Consider the following 11,914-nt stretch of genomic DNA (forward strand, 5'->3'; position numbering starts at 1 on the left):
GTCTTATTGCCAGGAGCGTTTGGATGAGCCAAAGCCAAGTAAAGCAGCCCTGGTAAGCGATCTAAAGGTCAGAACCCACAGTTTGGGGGGGAACGGTGTGGTGCTCGAGGCGTGCGGTAAAACCGCCTATGACATGTGCCATGAATATATGGAATGTCGCGGTGTTGCATATTCAGTGCCCGCGCGGCAGAGCCGGCCATAACTGGTCAGCACCGGAGCCAGTTTGTTCGCTTGCCTCCCTTGAGTTCGGCCGGGTGTGGTAACTGACGGGCTGGGTGTTCTATTGGCTTCAGATGGCGTTTAGGCGTCAAGACCTTGTGTAACGCACTCTGGGGTTTGCCGTGGCGAAGAGCGAGGGTAGGCGGGGGAAATAAAAAAGCCCGATCCTTTCGGATCGGGCTTTTCAATTTGGCGCACTCGGGAGGATTCGAACCTCCGACCGCTCGGTTCGTAGCCGAGTACTCTATCCAGCTGAGCTACGAGTGCGTCGTTGTGGTTGCGAACTATAGTGACTTGCCTTGGCTCCGTCAACTATTTTTTAAAGATCTTTTTCAAAAACTCTTTAAAAATCCGCAGGTTACCGAGCTTCGGGGCTTTCCGGGGAAGACCGGTTCAGCTCGATAGGGCGCGCATTCTGCCTCTGGGTCGGGGCTATTGCAAGCACTTTTTCATTTTCCGCTTTTCTTGGCCGTGTTTACGTTTTCAGCGCCGCTTTCGATCCTCGGGCTACCTCAGGCCGCGCTCCATTCTTCCTGCACGCGCTTGGGCGCCGGACTCTCGGGGGCGGTGGCGGGTTCGAGATGTTGTGCGAATGCGAGTTCCAGCAATTCCGGTTCCCGATGACGCTTGATCTGCTCGAAGAATACGTCCGCCTGGGGGTAGCTGAGTTTCAGGTAGGCGAGCCACTGCTTGATCCGGTTACCCAGGTACTTGGCCGGGTACTCGGCCTTGGTGGCGCTGTAATAGTGGTAAAGGCGGGCGACGATTTCATGCCATTGCAGTGGTTGATATTGCCGCCCTTCGCACAGGGCGCGGATCTGCAGGCCGATATCCGGGCGCGCGAGCAGGCTGCGCCCGAACATGAAGGCGTTACAGCCGGTCACATCGCGGCAGCGCAGGAAGTCATCGACGGTCCACAGGTCGCCGTTGGCGATAACCGGAATGCCGATCTGCTGGCGAATTTCGCCGATGTACTCCCAGTACGCCGGCGGGCGATAACCGTCCACCTTGGAGCGGGCGTGCACGGCGAGCTCCGCGGCGCCGCCGGCTTCTGCAGCGCGGGCGTTGTCGAGATAGCTACTGCGGTCTTCGTAGCCCAGGCGAATTTTTGCGGATACCGGGATGTCCGCCGGCAAGGCCTTGCGTACCGCAGCAATAATGCCTTCCACCCGTGATGGCGACTGCAGCAGGCAGGCACCGCCATCGCTGTTGTTGACGGATTTGGCGGGGCAGCCGAAGTTCAGGTCAATGGCGTGAGCGCCGGCTTCCACCGCTCGCACGGCATTGTGCGCCATGGACTCCGGGTTGCCCCCCAGCAGCTGCAGCTTTACCGGGGTACCGCTTGGGGTCGTCGCACCTTGTTCCAGTTCAGGGCAAAAGCGGGTAAAGACCTTGCGCGGCAGGTGGGTGTGGGTCACCCGCACAAACTCCGTCACGCACACGTCAATACCGCCGATAGCGGACAGCAGGGCCCGCACATGGTGGTCGATGACCCCTTCCATCGGTGCCTGATAGATTTTTGGCGTGGGCAGTTGGGGCTGGTCGCGCATAGGCAGGGTTACTACTTACTTCGTTCAAAGGTTTGGGTGCGCATTGTACGTAATATGCTTCCCGCTTGCGCAATTTTTCATCAGCCACCTGTGCGCCTGCTGGTGTCTCTCCCGGCACTTTTGCTGGCTGGCCGAATTTGGCAATGAAAATGAACGAAATTACCGGTTTTGGGTGGGATCTTGGTTGCTTCTGTAACTAATAAGTGTTTGATTTTGAAAGGATCTTATATCGATAATGTGACTCGCTTGATTCACAACAACGTCATAACAAGCTCAACAACATTCAAATAAGCGAGGGGAAAAGTGCAGGAATCACTGTTACAGCAAGGTCTCGATATCACGCTATTCGGCATGGGAATCGTATTCACTTTTTTGCTGCTGCTCGTGATCTGCACCACCGTAATGTCCCGCGTGATGACACGTTACTTCCCCGAGCCGGAGCCCGTTGCCGTACCGCCATCGACCGGCATTGCCCACTCCGCCCCCGAGAACGATGTGCGCCTCAGAAAGATTATCGAGGCGGCGATCGAGCAGCATCGCAACAAGCGCCGCTGAGCGGAAGTCACGTTTATAAACGCCGACAGATAATGATTTGCCCGTGTATGCCGATGGTATTGGTGGGCAAAGTTTTCAACCCCCAACTTGCCAAGATCAATTTTCCGAGAGAGACGACCCATGACTGAGGTTAAAAAGCCACTGGGGATTACCGATGTAGTCCTGCGCGACGCCCACCAGTCGCTATTCGCCACCCGCCTGCGCCTGGACGACATGCTGCCGATTGCGGAGAAGCTGGATAAGGTCGGTTTCTGGTCTCTCGAATCTTGGGGCGGGGCCACTTTCGATGCGTGTATCCGCTACTTGGGCGAGGATCCCTGGGAGCGTATCCGCGAGCTGAAAAAGGCGATGCCGAATACGCCACAGCAGATGCTGTTCCGCGGCCAGAATATTCTCGGATACCGCCACTATGCAGATGACGTGGTGGAAAAATTTGTCGAGCGCGCCGCCACCAATGGTGTGGACGTATTCCGTGTGTTCGACGCCATGAACGATATGCGCAATCTGAAAACCGCGCTGGGCGCGGTGAAAAAACAGGGCAAGCATGCGCAGGGCACCATCTCCTATACCGTGAGTCCGGTACACACCATGGACATGTGGGTGGACCTCGGCCGCCAGATTGAGGACATGGGCGCGGATTCCATTGCGATCAAGGATATGGCCGGCCTGCTGCGCCCGTACGAGGGCTACGAGCTGGTTACCCGACTCAAGGCGGCGGTGGATATTCCGATTCACATGCAGTGCCACGCCACTACCGGGCTGTCCACGGCCACAGCGCTGAAGTGCGTGGAGGCGGGTATCGACAATATCGACACCGCCATTTCCTCCATGTCCATGACCTATGGCCACAGCCCCACCGAGGCGGTGGTGGCGATTCTCGAAGGTACCGATCGCGATACCGGACTCGATATCAACCTGCTGGAAGAGATTGCCGCTTACTTCCGCGAGGTGCGCAAGAAATATGCGAAATTTGAAGGCTCGCTGCGTGGTGTGGATTCCCGCATCCTGGTAGCGCAGGTGCCGGGCGGCATGCTGACGAATATGGAAAACCAGTTGCGGGAACAGGGTGCCGGCGATCGCCTCGATGAGGTGCTGGAAGAAATTCCACGGGTGCGCCAGGACCTCGGCTTCATTCCGCTGGTGACACCGACTTCCCAGATCGTGGGTACCCAGGCGGTACTCAACGTACTTACCGGCGAGCGTTACAAGTCCATTTCCAAAGAGACCGCTGCGGTACTCAAGGGCGAGTACGGCGCGACCCCGGCGGAAGTGAACAAAGAGTTGCAGGATCGCATTCTGGATGGCGCGGAGCCAGTAACCTGCCGTCCGGCCGACCTGTTGTCGCCGGAGCTGGACAAGCTGGCGGCGGAGCTGCAGCAAAAGGCGGTGGAAGACGACATTGCGCTGATCAGCGGTGATGGTGAAATCGATGATGTGCTGACCTATGCGCTATTCCCGCAGATCGGCCTCAAGTTCCTGAAAAATCGCGGCAACCCGTCGGTATTCGAACCGGTGCCCACTGGCAAAGAGGCGTCTGAGGTCAAGAACGACCAGGGCGAAAGTGTTTATACCGTTGCCGTGGAAGGGCAGAGCTACACCGTGACCGTGTCCGATGGTGGCGACCTGACTGGTATGGTGCGGATCGGTGGTGGTACCGCCACCGCTGTCAGTGCGCCTGCGCCCGCTTCTGGCAGCGGCGCTCCGGTGAAGGCACCGCTTGCCGGCAATATTTTCAAGGTGCTGGTGAAGCCCGGTGACCAGGTGGCGGAAGGCCAGAATATTGTGATCCTCGAAGCCATGAAAATGGAAACGGCGATCAGTGCCCCCCGGTCCGGCAGTATCACCGGGGTCACTATCAAGGAAGGTGATTCCGTGGCCGTGGGCGATGCCCTGCTGACCATCGCATAACGGGGGCCTCGTGGATAATCTCACCAATCTCTGGTTCTCGTCCGGGGTCTACCAGATGACCTCCGGGCAGTTCATCATGATTCTTGTCGGGCTGTTGCTGCTGTTCCTGGCCATCCGCAAGAATTTCGAGCCGCTGTTGCTGGTGCCCATCGGCTTTGGCGGCATTCTCGCGAATATCCCCGGAGCCAACATGGCCGCACCGGCTGTGGAGGCTGCCCTCCATTCCGGCGACATCGGGGTGCTTACACAACTGGCGCACGCCCTCGGGCTTGCGGGCTTTGAATCCATGGAAGCGCTGAAAGTCGCTCTGGAGCATGCGCCTGCTGCCGCTCACGAGCGCGCGGTGCAGGTTGCTGCGGATGCCGGCTTTTCCAATGGCATGCTGTACAACTTCTACAGTGTGGCCATTGCCTCTGGCGTCGCCCCGCTGGTGATCTTTATGGGCGTGGGGGCGATGACCGATTTCGGTCCACTGCTCGCAAACCCGCGCACCCTGTTCCTGGGGGCGGCGGCCCAGTTCGGTATCTTTGCCACGGTGCTGGGTGCGGTGGCCATGTCCGCAGCGGGCATCATGGATTTCTCTATTGCCGATGCGGCCGCGATTGGCATCATCGGCGGCGCCGACGGTCCCACGGCCATTTATGTGTCCAGCATGCTGGCGCCGGATCTGCTCGGTGCCATCGCCGTGGCGGCCTATTCCTATATGGCGCTGGTGCCACTGATACAGCCGCCGATCATGCGTGCGCTGACCACGGAACAGGAACGCCGGATCGAGATGGTGCAACTGCGCCCGGTCAGCAAGCGCGAGAAGATCGTGTTTCCGCTGGTGCTGCTGATTCTGGTGGCGCTGTTCCTGCCGGACGCGGCGCCGCTGCTGGGGATGTTCTGTTTCGGTAACCTGATGCGCGAGTGTGGGGTGGTCAACCGCCTGTCGGATACCGCGCAGAATGCGCTGATCAACATCACCACCATATTCCTCGGCCTCTCCGTGGGTTCCAAGCTGGCGGCAGACAAGTTCCTCGACCCGAAAACCCTCGGTATTCTGGCGCTGGGTATTGTGGCTTTCGCGATCGGTACCGCGGCCGGTGTGCTGATGGCCAAACTGCTGAACGTCTTCAGCAAGAACAAGATCAACCCGTTGATTGGTTCCGCGGGGGTATCCGCGGTGCCGATGGCGGCGCGGGTCTCCAACAAGCTCGGTTTGGAATCGAACCCGCACAACTTCCTGCTGATGCACGCCATGGGGCCGAATGTGGCCGGGGTGATCGGTTCCGCGGTGGCGGCGGGGGTGATGATCACCATGGTGCGCGCGATGACCGGCTGATCGGTTGGCGCGATGCACCTGAAACCCCGCCGCGGCGGGGTTTTTCATATGTGAATTCCGGTTGCGACCAATTGGTCACCAAGGGTTCAGGGCAAGTGGGGTGGACGTGCTAAGATGTCCGCCCTTTTTTGTCAGTACATTGGCGCCACTGCGGTGCCGGTAGGAGAGGTTATGTCCTGGTTGGGTGCGGGTATCGGCGCCGGTATCGGCATGGTGTTTGGTGGCCCCATTGGTGCGGCGCTGGGTGCATGGGTCGGCAGTTCCTTTGGCTCCGGCTTGAAAAAGCTCAGCGAGGCCGGGGTTACCCTGAACCGTGAAGGTGCGCAGACGGTATTTATCGTCGCACTGTTTTCCATGCTGGCCAAAATGGCCAAGGCGGATGGACAGGTCTCCAAAGCGGAGATCCAGCTGGTTGATGACTTCATCAACAACAACCTGCGCCTGAATGCCGAAGACCGCCAACAGGCGATCAAGATTTTCCAGAACGCGAAGGACGATCAGTTCAGCATTTACGATTACGCCAACCAGTATCGCCAGCTGATTCGCAACCAGGCGATGCGGGAGATGGTGTACCGGCTGCTGTTTGCGGTGGCCTTTGCCGATGGCGAACTGCACCCGGCGGAAGAGAAGATCCTGCGCCAGATTCCGGAGGCGCTGGGACTGCACGCTTCCATTTATACCGCCATGTTCAATGAGTTCGCGCACCGCAGCCCCGGCGCCCGCGGCGACTCGCTACAGGCCCATTACGATGTGCTCGGCTGCAGTCCCGAGGTGAGCGATAAGGACCTTAAACTGGCCTATCGTCGCAAGGCGGCGGAGTTCCACCCGGACAAGATCGCGGCCAAAGGGCTGCCGGATGAATTCATGCGCCATGCGGAAGACCAGATGAAAAGTATTACCGTGGCGTACGACACCATTGTTGCCGCGCGCAAGCGCCAGGCAGTGGTGGATCAGGTGTGATTGGTTGACCGCGTCTTATTAAAGGAGCAGTAAATGTCATTGGCACAACAGATTCAGCAGAAACTGAGTGAGGCGCTGAGCCCCTCGCACATTGAAGTCGCCTGCGAAAGCCATATGCACAATGTGCCCGCGGGTTCGGAAATGCATTTCCGCGTGGTGCTGGTCAGCGATGCATTCTCTGGCGTGCGCAAGGTGCAGCGTCACCAGAAGGTATATGCGGTGCTGGCGGAAGAAATGGCCGGTCCGATTCACGCATTGGCCCTTCATCTATATACCGCGGAAGAGTGGGAAGGCCAGGCGCCAGCCAGTCCGCAGTGCATGGGCGGCAGCAAGGCCTGAGTAAACCTGTGTGCCAGAATCCGCGAGTTGATGAATCGGCTCGCGGATTCTGCCCCGGGGGTTGGTTTATTCCCTTCTTTATAGTCCCGGCCTGTTATCCCGCTGTCCGTCTGAACGCAGTTTTCCCCGCCTTTTTCACACGCAAAACATTTCTTTACTTTCGCCGCAGCGCTGATTTTTTGACCTGAATGTCGTCTGAATGGTTGACGGAAATTTTCCTATTTTTCTCCGGCATGAGTTTCTGCGTTGAATATCCTGTCGCAAAAAACATTTTTTCTGTCGCAGTTTGGCGTGAAAAATTCCCTTGTTGGCGGTTATTTTTTCCTCCAGATCCTCTTTCGCAGAGTGGAGGATTTTTACGCCTGGCGTGCGGCGCTTTTTTAAAAAGTAATCTGGCGACGTAATCGCACAAAAGTTCCACAGATAAAGATTTTTTTTGGTTGATTTTTCTACAGCCGAATAGTTCCGTGTCTAGACTGACATTGATTGGGTTAATTGCTGTTTAATTTGCCGAATACGATGGAGTTCTCAATGAAAATGACACGCGTTCTGACACCGCTTGCGATCGCTGTAGCTGCAATGGTTAGTGCCCAACAAGCCGCAGCCGATTGGTGGAGTGATAGTGACTTTGTTGTCCGTGTTGGTGCCAGCTGGGTCGATCCAGACAACAGCGACAGCAATCTTCGTTTTGATGAAAACTGGATCAAAGAAGATTTCGATCTGGATAGCGACACCACCTGGAACATCTCTGGCGCCTGGCTGCCGGTAGAGCACTGGGGTGTTGAGCTGATGTATATCGGTGATACTTCCAGTGATATGGAGCTTGCGCGTATTCGTACCGGCGACGTTGTTTATGACATCGACAACTATGACGTAGGCAGCTTCGATGCAAGTTACTCCAACCTGTTCCTCAACTGGTATCCGCTGAGCCGCGATTGCATGGGGCAGCCCTACGTGGGTATCGGTGTTAACTACACCGATTTCAGCGATGAAAGCTTCTCCCGTCGGTTCAACGACCTCCTGATCGATAACGACGTCATCGTGGATGACGCCAATTTTGGTCTGGGCCACTCCTGGGGCTTCACTGGTCAAATCGGTGTCGATTTCCGCTTTGGTCGTGAAAGTGCCTTCCTGGTAAATGCCGCGGTTCTGTACATTGATGCAGACACCGACTTCAACATTTACTACAAGGATGCGCAGTCCCTGGATCCCAATGTCACTCGCCGCATCTCTGTGAGCGATGTGGACTACAGCCCCTGGGTGTTCAACCTGGGCGTTGGCTACTCTTTCTGATCACGTGATGTGATCGTTTAATCTAGAGTAGCGTTCACGGAAGAACGGAAAGGCACCTGCGGGTGCCTTTTTCATGTCTACAGTGTGATCATCAGAAAATGTGAAAGGGAAGCGACGATTTCTGTATGGAATACCGCGACTACTACAAGATCCTTGGGGTCGAACGCAGCGCAGCACAGGATGAAATCAAGCGCTCCTACCGCAAGCTCGCACGTAAATACCACCCGGATGTGAGTAAGGAACAGGACGCGGAAGAGCGCTTCAAGGAAGTCAATGAAGCCTATGAGGTGCTGAAAGATCCGGAAAAGCGCGCAGCCTACGACCAGCTGGGGAGTAGCTGGAATAGCGGCCAGGAGTTCAGGCCACCGCCTAACTGGGACCAGGGGTTCGAGTTCCATGGCGGTGGTTACACCGAGGCGAATCCGGAAGCGTTCAGTGATTTCTTTGAAAGCCTGTTCGGTCGTGGTGGTTTCTCGCGCGCGGATTTTCGCCACGGCGGCCATCGCTATCATGCCCATGGGGAAAACACTTACGCGCGTATTGCCATTGATATTGCGGACAGTTATGCCGGCAGCAAGCGCCAGATCACCCTGAAGCATTCCGTGCTGGGTGAGGATGGGCGTCCGGTGGTGAAGGAGCGCAAGTTGAACGTCACTATCCCCAAGGGGGTCACCGAGGGGCAGCAGATTCGCCTGGCGGGACAGGGGGAGCCCGGAGTGGGCGATGGCAAACCCGGGGACTTGTACCTGGAAATTGTGTTTAACCCCGATCCGCGCTTCAGCGTGGAAGGCAGCACGGTATACCTGAATTTACCGGTGTCTCCATGGGAGGCCGCGCTCGGCGGCAAGGTGCCGGTTCAAACCCCGGATGGCCTGGTAAACCTGACGCTTCCGCCCAACAGCAAAAGTGGCAGCAAGCTGCGCCTCAAGGGACGGGGGCTCCCCGCCAGGGAGCCGGGAGACCTTTACGTGGTGCTCGATATTGTGACGCCAGAGGCCAACTCGGAAGCGGAGCGCGAGGCCTACCGAAATTTCCGCGATGCCTTCCAGTTTGATCCGCGCGGCTGAGAGCAAGAGGACTCTAGCGATGACACAGGAAAACCACAGCACCGAGATGGCGGCAGTCATCCTGGACGAGGGCAGCCAGATAACCTTGCGGGAGCTGTGTTCTGCATGTGCACTGAATGCAGAACAGGTGATCGCGCTGGTGGAAGAGGGGATTATTGAGGCCCGGCAGGCTTCCGGGACAATGCTGTTCAGTGGCGTCTGTGTCGCCAGGGTACGTCGCGTGGTGCGGCTGGAGCAGGATCTTGGCGTCAACCATGCCGGTGCTGCGCTGGCACTGGAGCTGCTCGAGGAAATCGAACAGCTCCGGGCGCGAATACGCCGTCTGGAGCGGCGTTGATGGTGCTGGCTGTTGTTGCCGTTACGCAGCCTTGCCGGTGATTTCCACCACCAGATAGGTGGTATAGGCCACATAGGCGGTTAGCAGCACGGCGCCTTCGAAGCGGTTGATGCGGCCGTGCGGCTTGCGGAAACCATACCCAAAAACGAACAGCGCCAGGGTCAACCCAACCACCATCGGCCAGTCGCGGGTGAGCAATTCCGGCGGGATCGTGGGCATGGGCGAAATGGCACCGGCGATTCCCACCACCGCCAGCAGGTTGAACATGTTGGAGCCGACCACGTTGCCAATGGCGATATCGTGTTCGCCCTTGCGCGCTGCGACAACGGTGGCGGCGAGTTCCGGCAGGGACGTGCCGAGGGCAACGATGGTAAGACCGATGACGAGATCGCTGACCCCCAGTTGCTGGGCAATGCTGACGGCGCCCCACACCAGCAGGCGAGAGCTCAAGATCAGCAGGATCAGACCGGCGATTACCCAGAACAGGGCTTTGCCCAGCGGCATGTCGTGTTCCGCCAGCTCGCTCTCAAATTCACTTTCGACGATGTCTCCTCTTCCCCGCATGGCCGAATAGATTGACCAGCCGATAAGCGCAAAAAAGCCGGCGAGAAGTATCAGGGACTCGGTGCGGCTCAGGCCGCCATTCCAGAAAAACACCGCGGTGACGCAGGTAATCGCCAGCAGCAGCGGCAATTCCTTGCGGATGATTTTACTGTTTACGGTCAGGGGGATCAGCATCGCGGTGGCGCCCAGGATCAGGCCGGTGTTGGCGATGTTGGAGCCGTAAGCGTTGCCCAGTGCGAGGCCGGGGCTGCCATCCATCGCGGCGATGGCGGAAACCACCATTTCCGGAGCGGAAGTACCAAAACCCACGATCACCATGCCGATAAGCAGTGGTGGCATTCCGGCGTGTCTGGCGGTTGCGGCGGCGCCCTCCACAAAGCGATCGGCGCTCCAGACCAAGATGGCAAAGCCGGCAACGATGGCGAGCAGGGGAAGAATCATGGGCATCCTTAATTTCTGGTACTTCAGTGTAGCTGCAGCTGACAGCCGTTTCGGGGGGCGATTGTAGCGACTCTGCAGACAGCTTGCAGGGTTGAATGGCGCTTCGTCGGCGGTGGTGGCGCGATATTGCGGACTCTACAGTTTGCACAGTTTCGTTTTGGGCTGAGGGCGTGATCAATGAACAAGAAATTGCTTCTGGGGGCGCTGATTGGCGCAGGTATGTCAATGCTCAACAAGAAAATGCGCCAGCAGTCTGCACCTGCGCCGGGCACGACACCGGATTTCAAGCGCCCGGACTTCAGCCAGGTGCCGCCTCCGCAGCAGCCCGGAAGTGAGACAGGTGCTCCGAGCCTTGACGATATCCTCGCCCGCGCGGGCCAGCCCGGTGGTTGGAACCGTGGTGGACCGAGTCCGGGAGGGCAGGCTCCCGGTGGCGATATCTTTGGCGGGGCCATCCCCGCCGGCGCCGGTGCCGGCGGAGCGGCGGTTTTGATGGAAATCGCGCGGCGTATTTTCGCACAGATGCAACAGTCCGGTGGCGTGCCGGGGCAGATGCCCGGCGGAACTCAGATGCCGGGGGGCGCCCCTGGGGGCGGCAATATGGGCGGCCTCGGCGATATTCTCGGGCAGATATTTGGTCGTGCAGGCGGTAAGTTCGGGCAGCAGGGCCCGCAGGGGCCGCAGACCAATCCTGGCAGCTGGCAGAGCATGTCACCGCGGGGAAAGGGCGGCCTGTTTGGCTTTGTGAATACTGCCGATGAGAGCGGCGAGCCCGATGGCGAGCTGCAGGCAGACGCCATGCTGAAAGCGATGGTGGCTGCGGCCCAGGCGGATGGTCGCATCGACGAGGCGGAGCAGCGCAATATCCTGCAGGCGCTGGGCGGCCAGCTGGATACCTCGGACCTGGATGAATTCCGCGATTTCCTGACCCAGCCGGTCAGTGTCGATGAAGTGGTGGCGGCCGCCGATAATCCGGCCACCGCGTTCAATCTGTATCTGGTATCGGCGATGACCGCCAACCCTGACAATATGCAAGAGCGCCAGTATCTCGATACGTTGGCGGAGAAACTGGGTATCTCCGAGCAGGCGGCGCAACTGATTGAGCGGCAGTTGCCGGGATAGTTTTAGCCCGCGCGTGCAATACCCTTTCGGTTACGGCAGCAAGCGGGCAAAGTTTTCTCCTGTGGGGTAGCTGCCGGCACTCCACCCCAGGCGAACAATCACGGTATTGGTGGATGGCGAGATCATGACCACCTGCTGGCGGTTGCCCAGCATAAAGTAGCTGTCTTGCGGCAGCGCCGGAAAGCGCAGTTCTTCACCACCGCCGTTCAGCCAGAACTGATAGCCGTAGCGCGGG

At 58.3% G+C, this 11,914-nt stretch carries 11 protein-coding genes, 1 tRNA gene and 1 pseudogene; 9 read left to right on the forward strand and 4 right to left on the reverse strand.

Annotation, left to right across the window (positions count from 1 at the left end):
• Positions 1-409: 409 nt before the first annotated feature.
• A tRNA-Arg gene (locus VIL80_RS10675) sits at positions 410-486 on the reverse strand.
• A 245-nt stretch (positions 487-731) separates the two neighbouring features.
• Positions 732-1,769 carry a tRNA dihydrouridine synthase gene (locus VIL80_RS10680; protein WP_332036101.1) on the reverse strand — a complete coding sequence of 346 codons (1,038 nt, stop codon included), beginning with the start codon at positions 1,767-1,769 and terminating at the stop codon, positions 732-734.
• Positions 1,770-2,072: 303 nt separating this feature from the next.
• Here VIL80_RS10680 and VIL80_RS10685 point away from each other — a divergent pair, with 303 nt between their 5' ends.
• From VIL80_RS10685 to VIL80_RS10720, 8 genes are all read left to right on the forward strand, one after another.
• Positions 2,073-2,324 (forward strand): OadG family protein, encoded by a 252-nt coding sequence (locus VIL80_RS10685; protein WP_332036102.1) that lies wholly within the window; start codon positions 2,073-2,075, stop codon positions 2,322-2,324.
• Between the two features lie 120 nt (positions 2,325-2,444).
• Positions 2,445-4,232 carry a sodium-extruding oxaloacetate decarboxylase subunit alpha gene (gene oadA, locus VIL80_RS10690; RefSeq protein WP_332036103.1) on the forward strand — a complete coding sequence of 596 codons (1,788 nt, stop codon included), beginning with the start codon at positions 2,445-2,447 and terminating at the stop codon, positions 4,230-4,232.
• 10 nt (positions 4,233-4,242) lie between these two features.
• Complete coding sequence (locus VIL80_RS10695) at positions 4,243-5,556, forward strand: sodium ion-translocating decarboxylase subunit beta (RefSeq protein WP_332036104.1); 1,314 nt, start codon at positions 4,243-4,245, stop codon at positions 5,554-5,556.
• A 171-nt stretch (positions 5,557-5,727) separates the two neighbouring features.
• Positions 5,728-6,516 carry a co-chaperone DjlA gene (gene djlA / locus VIL80_RS10700; RefSeq protein WP_332036105.1) on the forward strand — a complete coding sequence of 263 codons (789 nt, stop codon included), beginning with the start codon at positions 5,728-5,730 and terminating at the stop codon, positions 6,514-6,516.
• A gap of 33 nt (positions 6,517-6,549) precedes the next feature.
• Positions 6,550-6,855 (forward strand): BolA family protein, encoded by a 306-nt coding sequence (locus VIL80_RS10705; RefSeq protein WP_318954577.1) that lies wholly within the window; start codon positions 6,550-6,552, stop codon positions 6,853-6,855.
• A 531-nt stretch (positions 6,856-7,386) separates the two neighbouring features.
• Positions 7,387-8,148 carry an OmpW/AlkL family protein gene (locus tag VIL80_RS10710; RefSeq protein ID WP_332036106.1) on the forward strand — a complete coding sequence of 254 codons (762 nt, stop codon included), beginning with the start codon at positions 7,387-7,389 and terminating at the stop codon, positions 8,146-8,148.
• Between the two features lie 125 nt (positions 8,149-8,273).
• Entirely contained in the window at positions 8,274-9,215 is a 942-nt protein-coding gene (locus VIL80_RS10715; RefSeq protein ID WP_332036107.1) for a DnaJ C-terminal domain-containing protein, read from the forward strand.
• A gap of 19 nt (positions 9,216-9,234) precedes the next feature.
• Positions 9,235-9,552, forward strand: a complete 318-nt coding sequence (locus VIL80_RS10720; RefSeq protein ID WP_332036108.1) for a chaperone modulator CbpM — start codon at positions 9,235-9,237, stop codon at positions 9,550-9,552.
• 21 nt (positions 9,553-9,573) lie between these two features.
• On the opposite strand, the gene VIL80_RS10725 is transcribed toward VIL80_RS10720, so the two are convergent.
• Complete coding sequence (locus VIL80_RS10725) at positions 9,574-10,557, reverse strand: calcium/sodium antiporter (protein ID WP_332036109.1); 984 nt, start codon at positions 10,555-10,557, stop codon at positions 9,574-9,576.
• 177 nt (positions 10,558-10,734) lie between these two features.
• Here VIL80_RS10725 and VIL80_RS10730 point away from each other — a divergent pair, with 177 nt between their 5' ends.
• Positions 10,735-11,679 (forward strand): tellurite resistance TerB family protein, encoded by a 945-nt coding sequence (locus tag VIL80_RS10730; protein ID WP_332036110.1) that lies wholly within the window; start codon positions 10,735-10,737, stop codon positions 11,677-11,679.
• A 30-nt stretch (positions 11,680-11,709) separates the two neighbouring features.
• On the opposite strand, the pseudogene VIL80_RS10735 reads toward VIL80_RS10730, so the two are convergent.
• Positions 11,710-11,914: pseudogene (locus VIL80_RS10735) on the reverse strand (serine hydrolase domain-containing protein); the annotation flags it as partial.

It is taken from the genome of Microbulbifer sp., from assembly GCF_036563125.1.
In the GTDB taxonomy this organism is placed as follows: Bacteria; Pseudomonadota; Gammaproteobacteria; order Pseudomonadales; family Cellvibrionaceae; genus Microbulbifer.